Below are 24948 nucleotides of genomic sequence, written 5' to 3' on the forward strand. Positions count from 1 at the left end.
GCCAGTTTGTATTTTTTATGTGGCATTTTTTGCTCATTTAGCTATGCTGATTAAGATGACCCAACTGGTCACACCTCATACCAGCGCAGCAAGCAAGGAGTTCCAATGGGCAAAACCGTGGTGAAAATAGGCAGTTTCGAGGTTGATGACGCACATTTGTCCTCCTCGCCCGAGCAGGTCAGTACACTGGCGATCCCTTGCAAGTCGGATCCCGATTTGTGCATGCAGTTAGACGGTTGGGATGAGCACACCAGCATCCCGGCAATACTCGATGGCAAGCAATCGCTGCTGTATAAGCAGCATTACGATCGCCAGACCGATGCCTGGGTAATGCGGTTGGATTGAATGATGGAATATCTGAGAACGCGCGCTGTTTCGCTGGGAACAACGCGCGTTTTTTTATGCTATTGCGATACCGCGCCCGGCGAAAAAGCGGGCAAAGCTGCCCAACGGTAAGGTGACCTGTTGGCGCGATTGCGGCCGATCGCCAGACGGATTGTGGAATGTCACGCTCTGTGCCTCAGCGGCGGTAATCAACACCAGATGGCCGCCCCGCTGTGGCGGTGTCTGTTCGGGCCAGCGGATGCCAGGGTGCACCGAGGCCATAAAATAGCGTCGCTGCGCCAACAGCTGTGGCAGCGCTTGCGCCTCAATACCCACCTGAACCTCCGCCTCCAGGGCGAACTGCTCACGCACAAAGTCGACAAAGGGCGCATAAATCAGCCCCTTGATGCGCTCCCCCTCACGCACGTAAGCCCCATAAGGCAAACTGCGGCGCGCCAGCTCCAACAGCGGCGGCGCATCGCCGTCGCGGTGGCTCAACACCATTTTCAGGCAGGCCATACCGCAAACGTGATTCGCCCATTCGATATATTCAGCCCGGTCGCGCGCGCCGCTGAGCGCCCAGTTAGCGTCATCCGCCAGCGTCACGCGCCCGGCAATCAGGTCGGCCGCCAGCTCAGGCGTCGCCCATTGGCAGACGTAAGGCACGGGGGACGTCAAATCAGAAAGTCTCTGTGACTTTGAAATTCATCAGCACCAGCGTCATGTCCGGTGAGAACAGCTCATATTCTTCAAAGAAGCTCTGCAGCTCTTTACGCCAATAGGCCAACGAACGGTCACCTTCCCCTTCGGCAAAAGCATGGGCCTCATCAACCTGATCGTAGGTTTTCATCTCTACCGACGTCAGTTCCACCGCGCAAACCGGCTGACCTTTACCATCCACCACCACAAATACGTCACCGGCCAGCGGGATGCCTTCGCCGTCCAGATTGGAGCAGGTTGCCGTCTTGGTGCCGTCCAGGATCAGCTTGGCCACGTCGTCGGCCTGCTGCTCGGTCTTGCCGAACGCCCAACGCTCGGTGTTTTCATATTTCTTCGGAATTTCGCTCGCCATTGCCATACCTTTTTAAATAAATCATTGTGCAGACAGAATAGTACAACGTATCCAGCGCTGCCTGCACTGCCGAATTCAGCCCGCAGCCGCCTTATTGGGCTCTTTTAACGGCTGTTTGGGGTAAACCCCTGTGCCTATGCCGGGACAACAGGCATACTGTGAACGCAATTCACTCAATGGCTCTCGGCCAGGCGGTAAAATGAAGAATGACGACAAAGACCCCGATGACACCTTCAGCGACCTGTTAAAAGTTCTGGCGGTCGCCGTGATTGTTATCTTTGTTATCGGCGGCTGGTATTTCAGCTGATCACTAAAACAGGAGGTCACATTGGCCACCAAACGCATGCGCAGCAAGCACTGGAAGATGTTTTTAATATTATTGCTGATCTGTCTCGCCCTACTGTTATTGCGCTGGGCGGCAATAGTTTTCGGCTAACGGCAAGGAGCAGGCCCCATGGCAAAACGAAATGGCAACGGCGTACAAATCGCCTTACTGCTGCTGGCGCTGGTTATTTTGGTCTGCGGTATTTTGATGATCACCACCGACCTGGGTCACCAGGTGCTTGAAGAGATCGAAGATATTCTCGAGTAACGCAGTCCGGCCGGATACTGACACGCCTTCTTTCAGTGTTCCCGCTTCGCGGGTTGCTTAGCCTCAGGCTCCAACAACTCGCGTAAATAGGTAATTCTCGCCTCCCCTTGCGGCAGCCATAAACGGTACAGCCAATGTTGCGCTTCAGCCCGCCGGCTCCGGCGATGGTACTCAGCCAGTTTATCGACCAGTCTCATCATTCACCCTCCAGATATTCGACACTGTTAGTATTGGACGAAAAAACCAGAAGAAATACTGATGGCTTGTTTTTTATGCATCCGGTTTTGGCATTGTGCGATCGGTACGGTGGCGCCCCCTGACCTCAACTGCTACATTGACCAAAAATCACCCAGCCGAGGTAACCCATGATGTTCTCGGAGCAGGAGATAAAAACCGTGTGGGATGAAGTGGCGCGTTTGATCGGCGACAGCGTGATGCAGTTGCGTCATCGCGGCGAGGTTTTATCGGTCGAAACGCTGGCAAAACACCTGGCGCAGCAACTGGCCGAAAGCAACGACATTGAACGCCGGATCCTGATAAGCGCGGCGATCAACATGCTGAAAGATGGAAAATGAATCGCCAACCGGATTGGTTGGCGATTCGGCAGAAGCCCGAGGTATGCAAGCCCGGCCTTCTGTGCGCTACTATGTCAGGCTAACATGACGAAATTAATAGGAATTGTCGTGTTTTTCCCAATAAAGCACTATTTTTGTTGCCTGCAACCGTCAAACCAGCACGAAATCGCTCTCCACCAGCGGCTGGCCAATCACTTTCACCAGGAAGTCACTGCTGTCGAACCCACCTCCCAGATTGATTGCCACATCGTTGACGTGATTGAGCTCATCGTAAGTTAACAAGGCTTCACCGGCCTTACCGCTGAACTGACTAACGAACTCGATGCCATTGCTGCTGCCGGTGTTGAACAGCGTCAGATCGATTTTGTCTTCACCGCTGACAAAATCCACGATCCAATCCGGCGCATCAGCACGTGATTCGTTGGCGGCGAAATAAACGAAGGTGTCCTTACCCTCATTACCAAACAGATGATCCGATTCACCGCCGCCGTACAGAATGTCGTCCCCCGCGCCGCCGATTAAAATGTTATTGGTGGCGTTGCCGATGATCACATCGTTGCCGGATCCCCCAAACGCATTTTCGATGGTCACGCCGGCGGCAATAGACACGTTACCTTCCAGGCCGCCCACGTCGGAGAAGGACTTCTCGTTGAGGTTAATACGTTGATTCTGGCTAAAACCGGAGAAATCAAAGGTGTCCGTACCGCCTGCATCCCAGGCGCTGAACACGATTTTATCCTGCGCGTGGGTGGCGGTGAGAAAATCACGATCGGTATTGGAATTAAAGCCGTAAACCGTGTCGCCGCTGCGGGTAGACATATTGGCGCCATAGAACTGCTGGATCGCCGTAATGTCATTTAACAGCGGAGCCGAAGAGTAAGCGCCTTTGAAATCTTGGCCGGTGCTGCTTTCACCAAAGTAGCTCATCACACTGTGGGCGCGGCTGTCTTCAAAATAGGTCGCGTCATTGTTGTAAGTGATGCTCACACCCGGGGCAGCGTTGTAATCCCCAGGGTGCTGGAGCCCCAGCGCATGGCCAATTTCATGCGTCAACGTCTGACGGCCATATTCGTTTTCATGGATCAGGTTATTGGCGAACACATTGCTTGTGGCGTTGTACCAGGTTTGCCCAGCCACCGATGGGGAGGTATCGGGGTTATAGGCGAAGGCATAGGAGCCGCGTGAACTGACATCGAACAGGCCAAATTTGATATTGGCACTTTGGGTATCGCTGGTTTCGGTAAACGTGATATTGGCCACATCCGACCAGGATTGCAGCGAAAGTTTCGCCTGTTCGCGCTGCTGTTCATTGAAACTGCTGAAGCCGCCGATCCCCATGCTAGACATGTTGCCTGGCGCCTGTTCCCAGAAGCTGTAACTCAGGTTAACCGCGGTATCGGTCACACCTTTGTCGTGCCAACTGCGGTCGCCGCGGATCAATGCCAACCCGGCATCTTCAAAACTTTTCGAAGGGTGAATGACGTTCAATTCAGGATCGCTGTCAGCCTTATAGGCTCCTTGAAGGGCCAATACGCTTGTAGCTTCTGCCGATGGGTTAACGCGTTGATTGCTTGATGACATTAGAGTATCTCCATATTCGTCATTTCAGTGAGTCGCTACGATCACTGTCGGATGGCCTTAATGGCCGTGTTCCGGTGCTGAATAAATACGGGGATCTCGCTAATGCGGTTGGCGCCCTCCATGAGCACTCTTAATGAGAACGATAATCCCTTAAAGAACAGGATAGACACTTTTTATTAAAATACAGAACTATCTGATTAAAATATTACCTTCAACTCCGACTCCGTTTGAGTGCTTATTATTAGCGGCAGGCGAAAATAAAAAAACCGGGGCAATCCACCCCGGCAATCCTTAATTTAGCCCGGATTCAAATTAACCAACCCAATAACAGCGTGGCGCCGATAACGGTAGAGGCACCGCCGATGCGCGTGGCGATTTGCGCGAACGGCATCAGCCCCATCCGGTTAGATGCGGAGAGAATGGCGACATCGCCGGTACCGCCTAAGCCACTGTGGCAGCAGGTAACAATCGCCGCTTCAACCGGGAACATTTTCAGGTAAGGCGCAATCAGGAAACTCACCAGCCCCATCGACAACACCACCGAACCGCATACCACCACATAACCGACCGAGAACACCGCCACGACACTTTCCAGCGGAACATACAGCATGCCGAGGCCAATCATCAGCGGCCACACCAGCGCGGTGGAGACGAACTTATAAAAACTGTGCGCACCGGTTTCCATTGAGGTTGGGATCACCCGGCAATATTTGCACAGCACCGCAAACAGAATCATCAGCACCGGACCGGGAATATGCACGATATGTTCGAACAGGCCACCGACGATAAAGAAGGCACAAATCACCAGCAGGCCACCGCCCATCAGCTGGAAATCGACGTTGCCGCTGGTTTCCTTGATATCGAATACCGCGTTTTCCTCCGCCGAACGGATCAGCATGCCGTCACCGCTCAACGCCTTGCGTTTCATGCCCAGTCGCGCCAACACTCCGGCCGCGACAATGGCAAAGATATTGCCCAGCACCGCCGCCGGCGCCAGTTGCGCCACATACACGTCGGGTGTCGACCCCAGAATGGCGGAATACGCCAGCGACAGCGGCAAAATGCCCTCGCCGATACCGCCACCGATGATCGGCACGATGATAAAGAAAAAGGTGTGATAGAAGGTAAAACCAAACAGCTTACCCACCAGCAATCCGGTTGCCACCGCCGTCACCGTGCCCACCACCAGCGGGACGAACATACGGATCATGCCCTGGATCAGAATCACCCGGTTCATGCCAAGAATACTGCCGACCACCAGGCTGGCGATCACAAAGTACAGCAGATTGGCGTCTTTCATCAGCAGATGGACGGTACCCATCACGTTCGGCTGGAAAAAATTAAAGTACACCAGCACCGAAGGCACCATCAGGCACAGAATGGCCGGGCCGCCAATATCACGCAGTACCGGAATGCTTTTACCTAAATGCGCCAGCGCAAAGCCCAGCGTCATGATCACCGCCAGGCCGCCGATCATATTCTTTGGCAGGAAGTTGGCGTAGGCCGATACGGCGACAATCGCGCAAATAGTGATAAACAGCGCAACCGGTACGGCACCGATATCCATTTTCCGCAGGTGGTTAATCAATCCTGATGAATCAGGTTGCGGTATTTCTTTCTCACAGGTCATTTCTGCATTTATCTGTTTCATTATTCACCCTGCTGACAAGCGTTCAGTGTGGAGCGGATCGACTAATGGCATATAAAATAATTTATAAGCTTTAAAAGGTACGTTTCGGAATGGGCTTATTTATAATAAATAAAATAGTGGACAGCACTGACAATATGATAAAAAATAAAAATACAAAACCAAATTACCTCTTATTAACTCAATATTGTGAGCCCCCGCCAATGTTGGCTTTAATTAATTATCGTCAGCGTTTTGTAATTAAATTAATCAGGCGCTAATTCACTGCTATGCTATAGATGGAAGTAAAAATCCGTGCGTTTATTAATGAGAACCGGAGCGGTAAATAGCTGAATCCGGTCAGCTTGTACCCGAGCCTTGCTCTGCACGCGGCACCGTGCGGAAAGCAGGCACATAATATATGCCCTATCGCTTTCAAAGGCCGTGGTCAGAAAGGCGAAGGGCATAGAACTAATAAGGAAGTAGGATATGTCTTCAATCGCGATTACCCCACAAACGCTGGCCCGCTACGGTATCCACCAGGCTACCGAGATCGTCCATAATCCCAGCTATGAACAACTGTTTATCGAGGAAACCCGCGCCGACCTGCCGGCGCTGGAGCGCGGTACGTTAACGACGTTGGGCGCGGTCAACGTCGATACCGGCGAATTCACTGGCCGTTCTCCGAAAGACAAATACATCGTGCGTGACGACACCACGCGCGATACCGTTTGGTGGTCCGACAGCGGCACAGGCAAAAACGACAACCAGCCGCTGTCGCCGGAAGTGTGGCAACATCTGAAAACGCTGGTGGGTAACCAACTTTCCGGCAAGCGTCTGTTTGTGGTGGATGCCTTCTGTGGCGCCAACGCAGACACCCGCCTGAAAGTGCGTTTCATCACCGAGGTGGCCTGGCAGGCGCACTTTGTCAAAAACATGTTTATCCGCCCGTCGGATGAAGAGCTGCAGAATTTCGAGCCGGACTTTGTGGTGATGAACGGTGCCAAATGCACCAATCCTGACTGGAAACAGCAGGGGCTGCATTCGGAAAACTTCGTCGCCTTTAACCTGACCGAACGCATACAGCTGATCGGCGGGACCTGGTACGGCGGCGAAATGAAAAAGGGCCTGTTCTCGATCATGAACTACCTGCTGCCGCTGCAGGGTATTGCCTCGATGCACTGCTCAGCCAACGTGGGCGAACAGGGTGACGTGGCGGTCTTCTTCGGCCTGTCCGGCACCGGCAAAACTACCCTCTCCACCGATCCTAAACGCCAACTGATCGGCGATGACGAGCACGGCTGGGACGACGACGGCGTATTCAACTTCGAAGGCGGCTGTTATGCCAAGACCATCAAGTTGTCTCCTCAGGCTGAGCCAGAGATTTATCAGGCTATCCGCCGGGACGCGCTGTTGGAAAACGTGCAGGTGCTGGCCGACGGCAGCATCGATTTCGATGACGCCGGCAAGACCGAAAATACCCGAGTCTCTTACCCGATCAACCACATCGAAAACATCGTCAAACCCGTGTCCAAGGCGGGACATGCCAAGAAAATAATCTTCCTGACGGCGGATGCCTTCGGCGTATTGCCGCCGGTATCACGCCTGACACCGGAACAAACCCAATATCACTTCCTGTCCGGCTTCACTGCCAAGCTGGCCGGCACTGAGCGCGGCATTACCACCCCAACCCCGACCTTCTCCGCTTGTTTCGGCGCGGCGTTCCTGACGCTGCACCCGACGCAGTACGCAGAAGTGCTGGTAAAACGCATGGAAGCGGCCGGTGCACAGGCCTATCTGGTGAATACCGGCTGGAACGGCAGCGGCAAGCGTATTTCCATTAAGGACACCCGCGGCATCATCGACGCCATTTTAAACGGGGAGATCGAGCACGCCGACACCTTCAACCTGCCAATCTTTGGCTTGGCGGTACCGAAGGCATTGCCGGGGGTAGACCCTTCGATCCTCGATCCGCGTAAAACCTACGCCGACGAATCTCTGTGGCAGGAAAAAGCCCAGGATCTGGCCCAGCGCTTTATCGATAACTTTGCCAAATACACCGTCACCCCCGCAGGGGAAAAACTGGTGAGCGCCGGGCCTAAACTTTAAGCCACAGCGCGCGTTATCATCCTTACAGGGGCCAGCAGGCCCCTTTTTTATGCCAATTGCTTATCCAGATTGATCAACGCCTGCGCCAGCACCCTGGCCCCGTCCGCCAACTGTTGCTCGGTAATCGACTCCTCGGGACAATGGCTGCGCCCATTCAGACAGGGAATAAACACCATCCCCACCGGCCCGGTCGACGCCATATAAACCGCATCATGCCCGGCACCGCTCGGCAGCCGGCGTCCGGCCAACCCCAGCGAATGAGCTGCCCCCTCGATCGCCTGCATCACCGTTTCCGCGCAGGCGGTGGGCCGTGCACGGCTGACATGCTGCAATTGCGTCTGTAAATCCAGACTCTGCAAACGTGGCCGACAGTTTTCCAACAGCGCTTCCGGGAAAGTCTCCAACAGCGCCTGACTGTCACTGCGCACCTCCAGCATCAGTTCTACCTGCCCTGGCACCGCATTGGGGACATTTGGCGTCATGGCGATGCGCCCTACGGTCGCCACCACATAATGTGGATTGCCGCTTTGCTGTAACGCCATCGCGTGCGCCTGCTCAATCACATGCGCTGCCCCGACCAAAGCATCGCGACGAATATCCATCGGCGTGGTACCGGAGTGATCCGGCTGCCCAAGCACCGTCACCAACACCCGGCGGATGCCGACGATGTGCGTCACCACGCCAATCGGCAGGTGCTGGCGCTCCAGTACTGGCCCCTGTTCAATGTGCAGCTCAACGTAAGCGGCGGTACCGCCCGGCAGGCGCAGCGGCCGGTTCAGTTTTTCCGGCTGAGCGCCAATACGCGTCATCGCCTCCGCCAGCGTTTCGCCTTGCGCGTTCCGGGAAGCCAGCATACCGCCGTCCAATTCACCGCTCATCGCCCGGCTGCCCACGCAGGAAATACCGTAATCGCTGGGTTCTTCGGACAGAAAGTCGATAACCTCAAACGGATGCTGCAAAACTATCCCCTGTTGATGCAGACAATGGGCGATTTCAATCCCCGCCAGCACGCCGATAATCCCGTCATAGCGGCCGCCGCCCACCACGGTATCGCAATGCGAACCGATCACTATCGGCGTCAGATCGTTGCGCACCCCGGCGCGCCGACCGATCAGATTGCCGCCTTCGTCCAGCGTTACCGTTAGCCCAGCCCGCTTCATTTGTTCCGCCAGCCAGGCTCGTGCCTCGCTGAACAATGGCGTAAAGGCCCGTCGTGTCCAGGGCACATCCGGCAACGTCATTTGTGCCAGATGATTGACCCGCGCCCACAAACGTTCACTGTTGATTAACGCGATCATTGGCCTGCTCCGTTGGCAACGCGCGGGCGCAGAAACTGTCCCGACCCCGGCGAATTAAGAATACGGCCCTCGGCAAAGACTGCCTGGCCGCGACAATAGGTGGCTTCCACCCGTACGCTGAACTCCATGCCTTCGAAGGCGCTCCATTTCACCGCCGACAAACTGTTCGCGGGATCGAATCGGTAGCGCTCGGGCCGCAATACCACAAAGTCGGCGTCCATACCTGTGTCAAACCCCCCTTTGCGATCGTCGAGCAGAAAATGCCGCGCGGGATTGCGACACAGCAGCTGCGCGACGGTGGTCGGCGCAATGCCGTGCTGCTCGCAGCCGGTCCACAACGCCGGTAACAGCGTCTCCAGCCCGGGGCCACCGGAGGCGTTTTTGAACACGTTGTCGTCCCCTTTACGCTCCAGACCCCAACTGACGTGATCGGAAGAAACGAAGGTGCAGTCGCCCTGCGCAATATGGCTCCACAACAGTTCGGTTTCCGCTTTAGGACGGATCGGCGGGTAGTGTTTGGTCCTGGCACCAAACTGGCGCGTATGTTGTTCATGGTTGAGCATCAAATACTGTACGCAGGTTTCAATGCTGACCGGGTAGCCAGCCTGCCGATACATCCGATAAAGTTCGAAACCGCGTGAAGTGGAAACATGCACCGCATGGGCGCGAGCCCCGCTTTCCGCCCCCATTTCATAAATTAGCGCCGTAGCCAGATTTTCAATCAGCGGCGTGTGAGCACGCATAAATGCATCCCAGCCAGTGTCGCCGGCCTCGACCATTCGCTGGATATTTTTACGCGTCAGCTCCTGCATCTGGTTGTGTACCGCACAGGCCAGCCCGGTCGGCGCAATAAGCTCAAAAGCATGCATCAGGTCGTCTTCGTCCACCCGAGGAAACCGGCCCGGCGTAGCTTCAAAGGTGGAAAATTTAAAGGCACATACCCCACCTTCGATCAGTCCGGCAGCGGCATCGAACCCGTAGGTTGCGTTCAGGGTACCAAACAACGCCACGTCGACATGACAGTCACGCTCCACCTCGGCAATTTTTGCTTCCAGCAGAGCGCGGCACGCCACCGGCTGCGGATCGTCATAAGGCATATCGACCATCACGGTGATCCCCCCCGCCGCCGCCGCCCGCGACGCCCAGCCCAATCCTTCCTGATTCGCCTGACTGCCGGAATGCACCTGACCGTCAATCACCCCCGGCAGGATCCACTTGCCGCCAGCGTCGATCACCTGTGGGGCCTCCGGTGCCTGACCGCTGCCGCTGCCGATGATTTTACCGCCTGCGATGGCCAGCCAGCCGTCCGGAGTCACCCGCTCGGCATCCACCAGATTGCCCTTGACCACCAGCTCTGGCCGTTGACTCAGATTCATAGCGCCCCTCCCCTAATTCCATTGCATACAATAAATGCATAAAAATGCATATATCTCAGGTTATCAATCGGTCGATTGTGCCGATAGTCAGGCCAGTGTAGGGTGAGGCTGTCTATTCTGTCTTATGCTTGTTTATCACTCATGCATAACAAAATGTTAACCATAGTGGAGGGGCTGTGCGTTTAAACCTCAAGCAAATCGAAGTGTTCCGCGCCATCATGCTGACCGGCTCGATCAGCGGTGCCGCCAAGCTGCTGCACGTTTCACAACCGGCGGTCTCACGGCTGATCGGCTACACCGAACAGCGGTTGGGTCTGACGCTGTTTGAACGCATCAAGGGGCGACTGTACCCGACCCCGGAGGCTCGTCACCTGTTTGTCGAGGTCAATTCGGTCTATCAGGGCGTCCAGCGGGTTAACGAAGTGGCTGAGGACCTGATCCAAAACCGTATGGGCCACCTGCGTATCGCCTGCAGCCCAAGTCTGGGGCAAGGCTTGATCCCCAGCGCCATCGCAAAATTCCACGCGCAATTGCCCGAAGCGCGGGTGATTTTGCACACCATGATCCCGGACGTGCTGCTGCAGGCGGTGCTGACGCAACAGGTTGAACTGGGGGTCGCTTTTCTGCACGAAGGTCATCCCAACGTGTATTCGCGCCAGCTGTATGAAAACCGGCTGGTGGTGGCGTTGCCTGCCTCACACCCATTAACCGCCAAAAATGTGATAGGTATCGAGGATCTGATCGACCAGCCTTTTATTGGCTATGGCGCCGAGATCCCGATCGGCCAACTGGTGCGCAAACTGTTAAGTGATGCTGATATCATTCTGCGCCCTACCGTCGAAGTGCAGCAGATCCACGTCGCCTGCGCACTGGTGCAAGCCGGGGTTGGCATTGCGCTGATCGATGAAATTACCGCCAATGGCCCGGTGTGGACCAAGGTGGTTTTCCGGCCCATCGAACCCACTGCCAAAACCCCCATCAGCATCGTACACGGCATGTACGAGCCCCTTTCACGACTGGCTCAGGCGTTTATTGCCACCCTCGAATCAGTGCAGATCCACTGGTCGCGCTAACGCATTTCATCACCACTCCCCTGGGTGATGGCGGCTCATTATTGCGCCTGAAGCATGGGTTAACATTGTGTTATACGCAGGTGATAAAAAGTAATGCGACATTTTGGTTAACCGCCCCCTAGTATCGAATTCCGGTAGCGCAACTATTCACAGATTATTCACTCAAGCGCAATCTCACCGATACTTTCAGGAGCACAGACCATGGGGCGTGTTTTAACACTTAACGATGTGGAGGCCGCGGTAAAAGGCGGTTCGGTATTTGCCTGCGGCGGTGGCGGTTGGGTTGCCCACGGCCTGGAGCTTGGGCGACTGGCGGTGACCATTGGCCGACCGGAACTGGTCAGCCTTGAGGAATTGAACGATAACGACTGGATTGCTACCGCGGCAGCGATTGGCGCCCCCGGCGGCCTGACCGACTGGCAAATGCTCGGCGTCGACTACGTTAAGGCCGTGCAGTTGGTGCAGCAGGCACTGGGCGCCCCTATCGCCGGATTGATGGTTGGGCAGAACGGCATGTCCAGCACCCTCAACGGCTGGTTGCCTGCCGCGATCCTCGGTTGCAAGGTCGTCGATGCGGTCGGCGATCTGCGTGCCCACCCGACTGGCGACATGGGCTCCATCGGCCTGGCCTCCAGCCCTGAACCGATGATCCAGGCTGCCGTCGGCGGCAATCGGGCCAATAACGCCTATATCGAACTGGTGGTGAAAGGCGCCACGGCCAAGGTGTCGCCGGTGCTGCGCAAAGCGGCAGACATGTCCGGCGGCTTTATCGCCAGCTGCCGCAACCCGATACCAGCCGGCTACGTGCGCCAACACGCTGCGCTGGGGGGCATCAGCCAGGCGATTGCCTTGGGCGAAAGCATTCTGGCGGCAAACGGCAACGGCATCGTCGAGACCATCTGTCGCCACACCGGCGGCAATATTATCGGCAGCGGCAAGGTTGCCGCCAACAGCCTGCGTTATACCGAAGAGGCGTTCGACGTCGGCATCGTGACTGTCGGCCAGGGCAAGGACCTGCGCCGTATCCATATCATGAATGAACATATGGCGGTGGAAGACGCCCACGGTGAGCGTCTCGCCAGTTATCCAGACGTGATCACTACCCTCGACAAGGCCGGCAACCCGGTAAGCGCCGGGCAGTTAAAACCAGGCATGGAAGTGGTAATTTTCCATATGCATCATTCTCAGTTCCCGCTTTCCACATCGGTCACCGATCCGGCGGTTTATCCGCCGGTAGAGAAAACCCTCGGGATTGACTTACGCAGCTACCTGCCAACGGGAGATGCCGCATGAAAAGAGCCTTTAAAGTGACCTCGGGCACCGAGCTGCGCTGCCTGGGCTGGCGGCAAGAAGCGCTGTTGCGTCTATTGGAAAATGTGCTGGCCGTTGGCGAAAATCCCGACGAACTGGTGGTATATGCGGCATTGGGACGTGCGGCGCGCGACTGGCCGTCACACGATGCCATTGTTCATGCGTTAAAAACCATGCGTGAAGACCAAACCCTGCTGGTGCAATCCGGCAAGCCAATCGGCGTGCTGCAGACCCACGCTAATGCCCCGCTGGTGATCATGGCCAACTGCAATATGGTCGGCCAATGGGCGAAGGCGGAAAACTTCTACCGCTGGGAAAAAGAAAACCTGATCTGCTGGGGCGGACTGACCGCCGGCGACTGGCAATATATCGGTTCGCAGGGGGTGATCCAGGGGACTTATGAAATCTTCTCGCGTATCGCCGAACGGCATTTCGCTAACGATCTACGCGGCCGCTTTATCCTCACCGCCGGGCTGGGCGGCATGGGCGGTGCGCAACCGCTGGCGGGCACCCTGGCCAACGCTGCGATTCTGACCGTCGAGGTCAATCAGGCCAGTATCGACAAACGGCTGAAAAACGGCTTTTTACAGCACCAGGCGAAAGATCTCAATCAGGCACTGGCGATGATCGCCGCTGCTCAGCAACGCAAAGAGGCCTTGTCAGTTGCGCTGCTGGGCAATGCCGCCGAAGTCTACCCGGCGATTTTGTCCCGCGGCGTAGTTCCGGACATCGTTACCGACCAAACGGCAGCGCACGACCTGGTGTACGGCTACGTCCCCGCCGGTTACAGCCTTGAGCAAGTGGCGGCGCAACGCGAAGCGGATATCAATGCGCTGATGGATGCCAGCCGCCGCTCTATCGTGCAACACGTAGAAGCCATGATCGGCTTTATGGACCGCGGCGCGGTGGTGTTCGATAACGGGAATCTTATCCGCACCCACGCCCACCAGGGCGGCGTTGCACGCGCATTCGAGATCCCCATATTCACCGAGGCCTTCCTGCGGCCGCTGTTTTGTCGCGCCATCGGTCCGTTCCGCTGGATTGCGCTGTCCAACGACAGCAACGATATTCGGGTGATCGACGACTACCTGCTGGAGCGCTTTGCCGATAACCGCATCGTCAGCAACTGGATCACCCTGGCGCGCCAACATGTGCCCTTTGAAGGCCTGCCGGCACGCATCGCCTGGCTCGGTCACGGGGAACGCACCGAGCTGGCGCTGGAAGTGAACCGCATGGTAGCGGCCGGCCGTCTTTCCGGTCCTATCGCCTTCACCCGCGATCATCTCGACGCCGGGGCAATGGCTCACCCGAATATCATGACCGAAAAGATGAAGGACGGCTCCGATGCCATCGCCGACTGGCCGCTGCTCAATGCGTTGGTCAACTGCGCCTCCATGGCGGATTTGGTGGCAATCCACTCCGGCGGCGGCGGTTACAGCGGCTATATGACCAGTTCAGGCGTCACCACCATCGCCGATGGCAGCGCCGCTGCGGAGCAACGCCTGCAATTGTCGATGACCAACGACACCAGTACCGGCGTGATGCGATACGCCGACGCCGGTTATCAGGAGTCGCTCGACGAGATAGCTGAAAAATCCCTGCCCTATATCTCACTGCCTCGCGGAGAACAACGATGAATAAAAGCACGGTTCCGACCATCTCCCCCCTGTTGGTTGCCAACGCCGCCGATACGCCGCGCAAAAGCCGTGGGCGTAAAGCGATTGCTGCCGCATCCATCGGCAATGCGCTGGAATGGTATGACTTCTCGGTGTACGCCTTTTTCGCCGTGTACATCGCGCAGAACTTCTTCCACCCCAACGATCCCGGCACCCAACTGTTTGAGGCCTTTCTGGCCTTCGGTCTCGGTTTCGTCATTCGCCCACTCGGCGCCCTGGTGATCGGCGCTTATGGTGATAGGGTTGGCCGCAAGGCCGCCCTGACGCTGACCATCATGACCATGGCCGTCGGCACGGCAATCATTGCCTTTGCACCGCCGTACAGCGCTATTGGCATAGGCGCACCTTTATTGATCCTGTGTGGCCGGGTGCTGCAAGGATTTTCCGCCGGGGGAGAGGTGGGCGGCGCGGCCGCATTTTTAATCGAGCACGCCCCCGCACACCAGAAAGGCCAATACGCTTCCTGGCTGCAGGCCAGCATGGGGATCTCCAATATCCTGGGCGCATTGGTCGCCACCGCGGTCACCCTGACGCTCAGTCACGAACAGGTAGGTGACTGGGGATGGCGTATTCCGTTCATCATCGGCTTGTCGATCGCCCCGATTGGCCTGTGGATGCGTAAAACCCTGGAGGAAACGCCGCTGTTTGCCGAAGAGCAGGCCCGGCGTCAGCGGGAGCAATGCGCTCCGGAAAAGCCACTGAGACAGCTGTTCCGTACCCATCGTCAGGCCCTGCTGCTGGGCACCGGGTTGTCTATTCTGTGGGCGGTCAGCGTCTACGCGCTGGTTATCTATATGCCGATTTACGTTCAACGCGTGCTGCATTTCGAGAGCCATCAGGCGTTTTTGGCGGCACTGATCGGTAACTGCTTTATGGTGGTTTGCTGCGTAGCGGCAGGTGCCTGGTCCGATCGCATCGGTACCCTGAAAATCCTGCAGGCCGGTGCCGCCTTTTTACTGGTTGCCAGCTACCCCTTGTTATTGCTGCTTGACGCTTACCACACCACCGCAATGCTGATCCTGGTACAGACACTGTTTTGCGTGCTGGTGTCGCTGTTCGTCGGCGTGGCCCCTGCGGCACTGTCCGATCTGTTTCCCACCCAGGTACGGGCCAGCGGAATGTCGGTGTCCTATAACCTGGCGGTGACGGTGTTCGGCGGCTTTGCGCCGGCGATCCTGACCTGGTTGACCCAGAATACCGGCACCCGCTTTGCGCCGGCCTGGTACGTGATGATCGCCAGCTTACTGGCGCTGATCACCCTGTATTTTATCGCCCGCCGTCCGGCGCAGCAGCCCTGAAACGAATAACGCTACAACAACATAAAAATCAATAATAAGGGTTTACTTATCATGCCAGGAAAATTCGCTTTATCGCTGTTGGCCGCGCTGACGCTCGGTTACAACCCGTTTGGCTTGGCCACCGTCACGCTCGATGGACACTCTATTACCCCGCACCTGATTGCTCAGGTCGCCGACGGTGAAACGGTGAGCGTCACGCCCGTCGCCATGGAGCGCGTGACACGGTCACATCAGGTGCTGATCGAAGCTGCGCAGAGCGGGCTGAAAATCTATGGGCTGACGGTGGGCGTCGGATTAAACAAGGACCGGCCGATGGTCGACGTCCACGGAAAGCTGACGCAGGAGGTGATCGACGCATCGAAAAAATTCAACGTCGGCCTGCTGCATGCCCACTCTGGCGGCATTGGCGAAGCCATGAGCGTCCGCGTCGCGCGGGCCACCATGGTCACCCGTCTCAATGCCCTGTTGAGCGGTGGCGGCGGTGTCCAACCGGCGATTGTCGACGCCTATGTCGCTTTTCTCAACAAAGGCATCACCCCGGTGATCCCGGCGGACGGTTCGGTGGGCGAAGGAGATATCACGGTGATCAGCCACATTGGGCTGGCGATGCTCGGCGAAGGTGAAGTTTATTATCAAGGTAAAAAAGTGGCGGCCAAAGCGGTGCTGCAAAGCAGTCAGACACCGGCCATTGCCCCTTATGCCAAAGACGCGCTGGCGATCCTCAGTTCCAATGCCTATTCCGCAGCTAGCGGTGCTCTGGCTCTGGATTCGCTGTCCCACCTGATGCAGGTTAATACCTTGACCTATGCGCTCAGCCTGCAGGCGCTGAACGGTAACCTTTCTCCGTTTCTCGCCAATACTCTGGCGCTACGCCCTTACCCGGAAGTGGCGGCCATGGGGAAAAACCTGCGCGAGTTGCTGATCGGCTCCAGCCTGTGGCAGCACGATGACAGCCGTCCCTTGCAGGATCCGCTGAGTTTTCGCTCCGGCGTCTATCTGCTGGCGGAGCTCCAGCGCAGCTATCAGCAGGCTTACTACCAGTTGCTGGTGCAGTTAAACAGCTCCGACGACAACCCAGGAGTGGCACTCGACGTTACGGCACCGTCGCAGCGGCCGCAGGAGGCGGTAGGCTACGTCAGCAAAGGCAGCCTGCAAGGTGCCGTGCTGCCAAGCGCCAACTTTGAACCGCTGCCCTGGGTACTGGCCTTTGAGCAATTGGGATTGGCGCTGGCGCATAATTCGCTGGCCAGCGCTCAACAGGTGATCAAACTGAATAACCCGGCGTTTACCGGCCTGAGTCGTTTTCTCGGCACCGACCACACCGTGCACGCCTTTGGCGCGATGGAAAAGCCGGTCATGATGCTGGCGATGCGGAGCAAAGAACTCGCCATGCCGGTGTCGCTCGATTATTTCCCGGTCGCCGGCGATATTGAAGACATCGCCACCAATGCACCATCGGTGGTGGCTCGCGTTCAGCAGCAGGTGGACAACGGCTATCAATTGCTGGGGATCTTGTTGGTGCACGACGCTCAGGCAGTGGATTTGCGCCAGCAGCGACACAACGGCTTTACGCTATCCGCCCCTACCGCAGCACTCTATACCGCGGTGCGCAAGCAGGTGCCGTTTATCGAGGTTGACCGCCCGCTGGCGCCAGACTTCGCCGCGGCAGAACAGGTGCTGCGCCAGTACGGTAAAGAGTGACTTGACCACGCTCAGCCTCAGGGCGCGGACGACGGCGCCCTGATCAACCCCGGCAACACCAGTGCCAACGCCGCCGCTATGCGAGTGTCGATATCGCTGCCCGGCGGCAACAGGCCAAGCGCCATCTGGCGTAAGGGTTCTGCTATCACCATCGCCAGCAGCAGATCGCTGGTTTGCGCGCAATCCAGTTCACGCAGCCAACCACGCCGTTGCTGGCGCTGCAGCCAGTCAGCCACAATCGTCCTGCCCCGTTCAATGCCGTTGCGCTGATAAGCCGCCAGCAAATCTTCACGCCCCGGAAATTCACTCTGCAGCAGGCGAAACATCCCTACCGCCTGCTCGCTCAGCACCTGTCGCGCAATGGCCTGCAAGCCCTGCGACAACAGCGTCGGCAACTCTGTCGCCCGCTGGGCGTCCTGTTCAAACACCGGCGCAAAAGCGTCGGTCCAGCTAGCGATCGCCTGCGTCACCAGCGCATCGCGGTTCTCGGCAAAGCGATACAGGGTTTTCTTCGCCATGCCCGCCCGCTTCGCCACCGCGTCCACGGTGGTGGCGGCATAGCCCTGCGTCAGCAACAACGCCAGTGTGGCCTCCACTGCCGCCGCGCGTAACTCCCCTTCCGGAGCCGAGGGCCTTCCACGCGAACGCGGTTCGGCTTCCACTTTATTTGCCATCACAGTTCCTCGAAATTGTTGACAGAGTCATCATACCGGCATAGCCTTATTTAGGAAACAAATATCGTTTCCAAATAAAAAAGGATGAGCGTGATGACACATCAATCACTGATGCTGCCCTGGGGCGTAAATGATATCAACGAGTTGCTCAAACCTGAACCGCTGCGGCTGGAGATGGGGCTGACGCGCAATAGCGACGGGTGGTTGACCGTGGCAATCCGTACCGATCTGCACGGCTGCAAGGGCCGCATGCTGGATTGGTGGTTTACCTTTTTCGAAACCACCCAGCACATCCGTTGGTGGCATCCGCACGATCATGTCGAACACCGCGGCTGGGACCAGCACTGGAGAAAAGGCCAAAGCTACGTGGGTGCCAGCATCAACGCGGTGGAATGGTTAGCCGAATTGCCACCGGTTCCGGCCCGCCTCAAATTCCACGCGGCAGAAGACTTTTTTGCCCCACAACCTTTGCAACAGGCGCGAGACGGTCAGGCGTTATCCGCCGCCGTATGCGCACGGATCGGCTTTGGTGAACAGGTGGCGCTGGACGATAACGGCGATCCACTCGACGGTGAAATGCTGCATCTGGCACGCGACACCTCCTATGGTTGCGTGCTACGCAGCCGTTTTCTGTTGGGGAAATCCTGTGCCAACGCACATGAAGAACTGCCGGACGAGGTTGGCTTTAATCTGATGCGCCATTGCTACAATGAATTCAGCTATCTGGCGCAATTCCTGCCTTCGCTGTACTACGCCGAAAACGGCCATGAGGCTGCCCCCTTACCCTGGTAATCATTCGCCCCGGCGTTTTATTTTTCACCGGGGCCGTTATAGTAAGCTCAACCTACAGGCTACAACGATAAACGACAGGTGAAGCGATGGAAAAACGGCGATATTCAGGTGGCTGTCTTTGCGGGCATATCCGTTTTCAGGCCGTTGGGCAGCCCGGTAATCCCCACAGTTGCTCATGCGAGTTCTGTCAGCGCCACTCCGGCGCGCCGACGTTGTGCTGGGTTGAGTTTCCGCGTGAAGCCGTCAGTTGGATCGGTACCGGCGGCATGCCTGCCCTGTACCGTTCTTCCGACTATTCCAGCCGCGCTTTTTGCCCACGTTGCGGCAGTACTCTGGGCGCTGTCGATGACGAACCGACCGTCGCGTTGGTCACCGGCAGTTTTGATCGCGGTGAGCTAGCGGCGCTGCGCCCCACTGCGCATTCCTTTTCCGATGGCTGCCCCGACTGGTGGAAAATCGACGACATCGTCTGAGGCCTTCACACTTCCCGCCTAAAATAATTGATTGTTTTGTCATAAGAATTTAGAACTGAATGACAATAATTCAAACGCACGGGAATGGGGATGGACACACAAACCACGGTTATCGACGCACGCCAGTCGCGTCAGGCCTTGCTGGCCGGATCGGTCGGCAACTTTATCGAATGGTACGAATTCGGCGTTTACGGTTTTCTCGCTACCGTGATCGCCGCCAATTTTTTCACCCTGCAGGGTGAAAGTGAAATTACCAGCCTGATCCTCACCTATGCCGCCTTCGCGCTGGCCTTTTTCTGTCGCCCGATAGGTGCCGTGATTTTCGGCCGCATCGGCGATCGCATTGGCCGCCGACCGACGCTGATCGCAGTCTTGTTGCTGATGACGGTGGCCACCGCCCTGATCGGCGTGATGCCGACCTATGCCTCCATCGGCGTTGCCGCCCCGCTGTTGCTGACCCTGTTGCGCATGTTCCAGGGGCTGTTCGCCGGCGGCGAATTCGGCGGTGCGGTTTCGCTGATGACCGAGTTCGCACCGAAGGGAAAACGTGGCCTGTTCGGGGCCTGGCAGTCGCTGACCGTGGCCTTCGGGCTGTTGGCCGGGGCCGGACTGGTAGCGCTGTTGGCTGCGCTTTTAACCCCTGAGCAGTTACATGACTGGGGCTGGCGTATCCCCTTCCTACTGGCGTTGCCAATGGGCGCGGTAGCACTGTGGCTACGCTTAAAACTGCAAGAGACGCCGACCTTTACCCAGGCGCAACAAAACCTCGGCACCAAGGTGCATGCCCCCGAGCTGAAGTTAAGCGGCGTGGTGAAAACCATCGCGATTGGCATTGGGCGCATGATGGGCTGGTCCGCTGCCGGTTACACCTTTCTGGTGGTGATGCCGTCTTACCTGCAAACCTCGCTGCACGCCACCTTCCAGCAGGCGCTGGTGGCGACGGTACTGGCTAACGTCGGTTTCGCCCTGACCATTCTGCCCGCCGGCATCCTCAGCGATAAGCTGGGGCGCAAAACGGTGATGCTGACGGCGGTAGTGGCGGTGATCCTGTTCACCTTCCCACTGCTGCACCTGCTGCAGGACTCTCAAAGTTCGCTGCTGGCCAAAGGCATCGCGGTGATGATCGCCGGTGCTGTCGTCGGTTTACTGGCCGGCCCCGGTCCGGCAATGTTGGCGGAGATGTTCCCGACCCAGGTGCGTTATACCGGTCTGGGACTGGCCTATTCGCTTTCCAACGCGGTGTTTTCCGGCTCTGCCGGGCTAATCATCACCGGCCTGATCAAACAGACCGGCAACCTCGATATCCCGGCTTACTATGTGGTCGCCACCTCGGTAGTCAGCCTGTTCGCGCTGATGACCCTGCGGCGCGACGACCATCTCCGTTCACTCAACGAACGTTAACCCTGCGGGGCGCACTGCGCCCCTGTTTTATTGACAGGTGATTTGGATCACACCAGCAAAATGTTAACGTTAACTTTTGTGATTAACATCGCAATCCCTGGCCATCGTGGCTTTATTTGATTTAAAGTTAACGTTAACAATAGAGCCAATTTCATCCATCAGGGCATTCCCCATGAACCGCGAAACAAAAAAATATTATGTGCTTCTCAGCGGCCTGTTGTTTTTCTTCTTCTTCACCTGGTCATCCAGTTTTTCTCTGATCTCCATCTGGCTGAACCAAAAGATCGGCCTGAAAGGCACGGAAACCGGCCTGATCTTCTCGGCGATGTCAATCATGGCGCTGTGCGCACAGCCCCTGTACGGTTTTATTCAGGACAAGCTCGGGCTGCGTAAGCATCTGCTGCTGTTTGTCGGCGTGCTGCTGCTGCTGACCGGCCCGTTCTTTATCTACGTCTACGCCCCGCTGCTGCAAACCAACCTGGTGGCCGGTGCGCTGGTGGGCGGCGTGTTCGTCAGCCTGGCGTTCAATGCCGGCATTGGCGCGCTGGAGTCCTATACCGAAAGGGTCAGCCGGATCGTCGGTTTTGAATTTGGCCGGGCTCGCATGTGGGGTTCACTGGGCTGGGCCAGCGCGACCTTCTTCGCCGGCTTCATCTACAACATCAATCCCAATATCAACTTCTGGATCGCCTCGGCCTCGGCGGCGGTATTTCTGCTGTTGCTGTGGCAGGTGCGCGAACTGAAACCCAACGCCATGGCCGGTCTGGAATACGGTAAACCGGAAAATCTGAAGCTGCAGGACGCGCTGGCGCTGCTGCGCCTGCCGGGTTTCTGGGCACTGGTGGTGTTCGTGCTCGGTACCAGCATCTACGGCGTATTTGACCAGCAATTCCCGGTGTATTTTGCTTCGCAGTTCGCAACGCACGAAGAAGGCAACCGCATGTACGGTTTCCTCAATTCGCTGCAGGTGTTTCTGGAGGCTGGCGGCATGTTCCTGGCCCCCCTGCTGGTCAATCGCATCGGCATCAAACAGAGCTTGCTGCTGGCCAGCAGCGTGATGGCACTGCGCATGTTCGGTTCCGGCTTTGCCAGCGGCGCATTGATGATTTCCGCCATGAAACTGCTGCACGCCGTGGAGTTGCCTATCCTGCTGGTGGCAATGTTCAAATACATCACCACCCGCTTTGACAGCCGCCTGTCCTCGACGCTGTATCTGGTGGGCTTCCAGTTTATCAGCCAGATCGTCGCCGGCATCCTGGCGCCGCTCGCCGGTTACGGCTACGACCGTATCGGCTTTGCCGACACCTATTTGCTGATGGGCTGCGCAGTAGCAGGTACCACGCTGATTTCCTGCTTCCTGCTGCGCGGCGAAACCGTCGCCCGCACGCCCCAATTTCAATCAACGATAAAATCAAGTGAGCCAACCCAATGAAAAATGCTTTAGCTCAAGCCGATCACGCGGTCGAAGCGCTGCGCGCGCAACGTCAGGACGATTACTATCCGCAATTTCATCTGGCGGCGGCCGCCGGTTGGATCAACGATCCCAACGGTCTGGTGTACATTAACGGCGTCTACCATGCGTTCTATCAACATCATCCCTATGACCAAAACTGGGGCCCCATGCATTGGGGCCACGCCACCAGCCGGGATCTGGCGCATTGGCAGCATCAGCCGATCGCCCTGGCTCCCGGCGAAAGCTACGACAAAGACGGCTGTTTTTCCGGCTGTGCGGTGAATGACAACGGCGTATTGACGCTGCTCTACACCGGCCACGTCTGGCTGGGCAAAGAAGGCGATGACGACCAGGTACGCGAAGTGCAGTGCCTGGCCACCAGCGAAGATGGCGTAAATTTCGTCAAACACGGGCCGGTGTTGCTGCCGCCGGAAGGCATTCAGCACTTTCGCGATCCGAAAGTCTGGCGTGCAGCTGACCGCTGGTGGATGGTGGTCGGCGCCAAAGAAAACGGGTTAGGCCAGGCTCGACTTTACCGTTCGAATGACCTGCGCGACTGGCAGTTCGATCGCGTCCTGGCGGGTGCTCAATCGCCGCACCAGGGCTATATGTGGGAATGTCCGGATTTCTTCCCGCTCGGTGAAAAGCAGGTTCTGCTGTTCTCGCCGCAGGGACTGACAGCGCAGGGTTATCGCAATCGTAACCGCTTCCAGAGCGGCTACCTGCTCGGCCACTGGCGGCCCGATGAGGATTTCAGCGTCACCCAGTCATTCTGCGAGCTGGATGGCGGGCACGATTTCTACGCACCGCAAACCTTCACCGCCGCCGACGGCCGCCGCATGCTGTTCGCCTGGATGGACATGTGGGAATCGCCTATGCCGAGCAAACCCCACGGTTGGGCCGGTGCACTCACCCTGCCCCGTGAATTGACGCTGTCATGTGAAGGCAACGTACTGATGAATCCGGCGCGCGAGCTGACAGCGTTGCGCGGCGAGCAACAGTCATTTGACGCCGTGTCTGTACGTAACCAGCGGCAGGTGTTGACTGACGGGGTGCAAGAACTGGCATTGACGCTAAACGTCGCCGCCAGCGATGCAGAGCGCTACGGCATCGTTATAGGCACCGCCGCACGGCTGTACGTCGATAATCAAACGCATCGACTGGTATTGGAACGTTTCAGTGAAGATCCGGGCCTGTGCGGCTGCCGCAGCGTGCCGTTGCCTGAGGCGGACATTTTGTCGCTGCGCGTCTTTATCGACCGCTCATCGCTGGAAGTGTTCGTTAATCATGGCGAGGCCTGCCTGACCAGCCGTATCTACCCGACCGACGGGCAACGCAGCGTCACCCTGTTCGCCGAAGGCGGACTGGCGCAGTTTGGCGCGGCACAGGCCTGGGAACTGGAAAGCATCTGGGAGTGATCTGAGACCAACTCAATGTGCAGGGCGCGGCGGTGAATAAACTGCGCCCTGTTAGGTTACAGCGACCCACGCAGTAATAACGGGCAGGCCACCTTCACCCTGTCGCTGTGATCCAATTGATTAATCAGATGCAGTGCCGCCTGTCGGCCCAGCTCATAATGCGGTAACTGCACCGTGGTCAGCGGCGGAAGGAACAGCTGGCCAATACCAACCATATTGTCGTAGCCCAGCACCCCGACCTGTTGCGGGATTTCCCAGCCCTGCGCCAGCAACACCTGATACACCAAAAACGCCACCCGATCGTTGCCGCACACCACCACATCGCAGTCGCGCCGCCCCGGCGAGAAGTGCCGTTCCAGCAATGCCACGCTGTCGCGGTAATGCTCGTCGCCCTCGGTCAGATCGAGATGATATTGCCGTAATTGATCGACGTCTCCGCCCGCTTCACGCCAGGCACGTTCCAGCCCGCGACGGCGCAAACCGGCCGCCAGGGTCGTTTCCGGCAGATGAATACACAGCGGTGCGCGATAGCCTTTGGCGATCAACGCGCGCATGGCGTCATACTGGCCCTGCTCGTCATCGGGAATGTAACTGGCTACCGGGTGTTCCGGGCTGATGCAGTTGGCCAGCACCAGTTTTTTATCCAGTAACTTGGCCGGTATATCTACCTGGCGTAGCCCCATGGTAGTGAATATCACCCCGTCCGGCCGGTGTGCCAGCAGCAAATCTACGGTATGTTCCGCGCTGTCGTCGGCAAACAGGTTGACCACGAAGCTGTTCCAACCGTGTTCACGCGCCGTTTTTTCAATCGACAGGATCATCTCTACCGAGAAGGGGGTTGTCGCGGTATCCAGCGCCAGCACGCCGAGGGTCTGAACCCGACTGCTGTCGCCGCGAATGCGTCGCGCCGCAAGATCGGGCACGTATTCCAGTTGGTCGATCGCCAGTTTGACGCGTTGGTAGGTTTCCGGCCGCAGCTTATCGGGCTCGTTGATGGCGCGGGATACCGTCATCAAGGATACCCCGGCAAGTTTTGCAACGTCTTTCAGCGAGGCCATGCGCCCTTCTCAATCTGGGATAAGTGTGGGATAGAAGTGCAGATCATCCCACAACTTAGCGCTGGA

23 protein-coding genes are annotated in these 24948 nt (G+C 57.3%); 15 read left to right on the forward strand and 8 right to left on the reverse strand.

What is annotated here, in order from left to right:
* Nucleotides 1-105 precede the first annotated feature (105 nt).
* Nucleotides 106-345 (forward strand): DUF1480 family protein, encoded by a 240-nt coding sequence (locus ACMGG1_RS13415; protein ID WP_044550237.1) that lies wholly within the window; start codon nucleotides 106-108, stop codon nucleotides 343-345.
* A gap of 54 nt (nucleotides 346-399) precedes the next feature.
* Here ACMGG1_RS13415 and ACMGG1_RS13420 read toward each other — a convergent pair whose 3' ends face one another.
* Together ACMGG1_RS13420 and ACMGG1_RS13425 are read right to left on the reverse strand one after the other, a co-directional pair.
* Nucleotides 400-1002, reverse strand: a complete 603-nt coding sequence (locus tag ACMGG1_RS13420) for a hypothetical protein (RefSeq protein WP_201895340.1) — start codon at nucleotides 1000-1002, stop codon at nucleotides 400-402.
* Between the two features lies 1 nt (nucleotide 1003).
* Entirely contained in the window at nucleotides 1004-1396 is a 393-nt protein-coding gene (locus ACMGG1_RS13425) for an ASCH domain-containing protein (protein ID WP_020826536.1), read from the reverse strand.
* Nucleotides 1397-1739: 343 nt separating this feature from the next.
* Between ACMGG1_RS13425 and yniD the strand changes: the two genes are divergently transcribed.
* From yniD to ACMGG1_RS13440, 3 genes are all read left to right on the forward strand, one after another.
* Nucleotides 1740-1832, forward strand: coding sequence for a small membrane protein YniD (gene yniD / locus ACMGG1_RS13430; protein WP_369982358.1), 93 nt, complete (start codon nucleotides 1740-1742; stop codon nucleotides 1830-1832).
* Nucleotides 1833-1850: 18 nt separating this feature from the next.
* Entirely contained in the window at nucleotides 1851-1988 is a 138-nt protein-coding gene (locus ACMGG1_RS13435) for a hypothetical protein (protein WP_153263172.1), read from the forward strand.
* Nucleotides 1989-2353: 365 nt separating this feature from the next.
* Nucleotides 2354-2563: a hypothetical protein gene (locus ACMGG1_RS13440; protein WP_041414492.1), complete on the forward strand. Its 210-nt coding sequence runs from the start codon at nucleotides 2354-2356 to the stop codon at nucleotides 2561-2563.
* Nucleotides 2564-2713: 150 nt separating this feature from the next.
* Here ACMGG1_RS13440 and ACMGG1_RS13445 read toward each other — a convergent pair whose 3' ends face one another.
* Complete coding sequence (locus ACMGG1_RS13445) at nucleotides 2714-4144, reverse strand: serralysin family metalloprotease (protein ID WP_259217058.1); 1431 nt, start codon at nucleotides 4142-4144, stop codon at nucleotides 2714-2716.
* A gap of 307 nt (nucleotides 4145-4451) precedes the next feature.
* On the reverse strand, nucleotides 4452-5795 hold the full coding sequence (locus ACMGG1_RS13450; RefSeq protein ID WP_020826531.1) for a 2-hydroxycarboxylate transporter family protein: 1344 nt from the start codon (nucleotides 5793-5795) through the stop codon (nucleotides 4452-4454).
* Between the two features lie 465 nt (nucleotides 5796-6260).
* Here ACMGG1_RS13450 and pckA point away from each other — a divergent pair, with 465 nt between their 5' ends.
* Nucleotides 6261-7880 carry a phosphoenolpyruvate carboxykinase (ATP) gene (gene pckA / locus ACMGG1_RS13455; protein WP_122078997.1) on the forward strand — a complete coding sequence of 540 codons (1620 nt, stop codon included), beginning with the start codon at nucleotides 6261-6263 and terminating at the stop codon, nucleotides 7878-7880.
* A 47-nt stretch (nucleotides 7881-7927) separates the two neighbouring features.
* Here pckA and ACMGG1_RS13460 read toward each other — a convergent pair whose 3' ends face one another.
* Nucleotides 7928-9178, reverse strand: a complete 1251-nt coding sequence (locus tag ACMGG1_RS13460; protein ID WP_414160728.1) for a Zn-dependent hydrolase — start codon at nucleotides 9176-9178, stop codon at nucleotides 7928-7930.
* Nucleotides 9175-10554: a dihydroorotase gene (locus ACMGG1_RS13465; protein ID WP_142815372.1), complete on the reverse strand. Its 1380-nt coding sequence runs from the start codon at nucleotides 10552-10554 to the stop codon at nucleotides 9175-9177. The genes ACMGG1_RS13460 and ACMGG1_RS13465 overlap by 4 nt, the downstream gene beginning before the upstream one ends.
* 176 nt (nucleotides 10555-10730) lie before the next feature.
* Here ACMGG1_RS13465 and ACMGG1_RS13470 point away from each other — a divergent pair, with 176 nt between their 5' ends.
* The 5 genes from ACMGG1_RS13470 (at nucleotide 10731) to ACMGG1_RS13490 (ending at nucleotide 17613) form a co-directional block, all read left to right on the forward strand.
* Nucleotides 10731-11627, forward strand: coding sequence for a LysR family transcriptional regulator (locus tag ACMGG1_RS13470; RefSeq protein ID WP_130015617.1), 897 nt, complete (start codon nucleotides 10731-10733; stop codon nucleotides 11625-11627).
* 201 nt (nucleotides 11628-11828) lie between these two features.
* Nucleotides 11829-12920, forward strand: coding sequence for a DUF917 domain-containing protein (locus ACMGG1_RS13475; RefSeq protein WP_414160729.1), 1092 nt, complete (start codon nucleotides 11829-11831; stop codon nucleotides 12918-12920).
* Nucleotides 12917-14575 carry a urocanate hydratase gene (locus ACMGG1_RS13480; RefSeq protein WP_414160730.1) on the forward strand — a complete coding sequence of 553 codons (1659 nt, stop codon included), beginning with the start codon at nucleotides 12917-12919 and terminating at the stop codon, nucleotides 14573-14575. Before ACMGG1_RS13475 ends, ACMGG1_RS13480 begins: the two co-directional genes overlap by 4 nt.
* Complete coding sequence (locus tag ACMGG1_RS13485; protein WP_414160731.1) at nucleotides 14572-15912, forward strand: MFS transporter; 1341 nt, start codon at nucleotides 14572-14574, stop codon at nucleotides 15910-15912. The genes ACMGG1_RS13480 and ACMGG1_RS13485 overlap by 4 nt, the downstream gene beginning before the upstream one ends.
* A 51-nt stretch (nucleotides 15913-15963) precedes the next feature.
* Nucleotides 15964-17613: an HAL/PAL/TAL family ammonia-lyase gene (locus tag ACMGG1_RS13490; RefSeq protein WP_414160732.1), complete on the forward strand. Its 1650-nt coding sequence runs from the start codon at nucleotides 15964-15966 to the stop codon at nucleotides 17611-17613.
* Between the two features lie 17 nt (nucleotides 17614-17630).
* On the opposite strand, the gene ACMGG1_RS13495 is transcribed toward ACMGG1_RS13490, so the two are convergent.
* Nucleotides 17631-18287, reverse strand: coding sequence for a TetR/AcrR family transcriptional regulator (locus ACMGG1_RS13495; protein WP_201895345.1), 657 nt, complete (start codon nucleotides 18285-18287; stop codon nucleotides 17631-17633).
* A 93-nt stretch (nucleotides 18288-18380) separates the two neighbouring features.
* On the opposite strand from ACMGG1_RS13495, the gene ACMGG1_RS13500 reads away from it, so the two are divergent.
* The 5 genes from ACMGG1_RS13500 (at nucleotide 18381) to ACMGG1_RS13520 (ending at nucleotide 23824) form a co-directional block, all read left to right on the forward strand.
* Nucleotides 18381-19079, forward strand: a complete 699-nt coding sequence (locus ACMGG1_RS13500; protein WP_046373779.1) for a DAPG hydrolase family protein — start codon at nucleotides 18381-18383, stop codon at nucleotides 19077-19079.
* Nucleotides 19080-19165: 86 nt separating this feature from the next.
* The gene (locus ACMGG1_RS13505; RefSeq protein ID WP_046373780.1) at nucleotides 19166-19552 is read left to right on the forward strand and encodes a GFA family protein; all 387 of its coding nucleotides are present in this window, start codon (nucleotides 19166-19168) and stop codon (nucleotides 19550-19552) included.
* A 90-nt stretch (nucleotides 19553-19642) separates the two neighbouring features.
* Nucleotides 19643-20953 carry an MFS transporter gene (locus tag ACMGG1_RS13510; RefSeq protein ID WP_142815376.1) on the forward strand — a complete coding sequence of 437 codons (1311 nt, stop codon included), beginning with the start codon at nucleotides 19643-19645 and terminating at the stop codon, nucleotides 20951-20953.
* Nucleotides 20954-21125: 172 nt separating this feature from the next.
* The gene (locus ACMGG1_RS13515) at nucleotides 21126-22385 is read left to right on the forward strand and encodes an MFS transporter (RefSeq protein ID WP_048762648.1); all 1260 of its coding nucleotides are present in this window, start codon (nucleotides 21126-21128) and stop codon (nucleotides 22383-22385) included.
* Entirely contained in the window at nucleotides 22382-23824 is a 1443-nt protein-coding gene (locus ACMGG1_RS13520) for a glycoside hydrolase family 32 protein (RefSeq protein WP_414160733.1), read from the forward strand. Before ACMGG1_RS13515 ends, ACMGG1_RS13520 begins: the two co-directional genes overlap by 4 nt.
* A 56-nt stretch (nucleotides 23825-23880) precedes the next feature.
* On the opposite strand, the gene ACMGG1_RS13525 is transcribed toward ACMGG1_RS13520, so the two are convergent.
* Nucleotides 23881-24882: a LacI family DNA-binding transcriptional regulator gene (locus ACMGG1_RS13525; RefSeq protein ID WP_122078969.1), complete on the reverse strand. Its 1002-nt coding sequence runs from the start codon at nucleotides 24880-24882 to the stop codon at nucleotides 23881-23883.
* Nucleotides 24883-24948: the final 66 nt, after the last annotated feature.

This window comes from Serratia sp. BNK-12 (assembly GCF_047456085.1).
GTDB lineage: Bacteria > Pseudomonadota > Gammaproteobacteria > Enterobacterales > Enterobacteriaceae > Serratia > Serratia liquefaciens.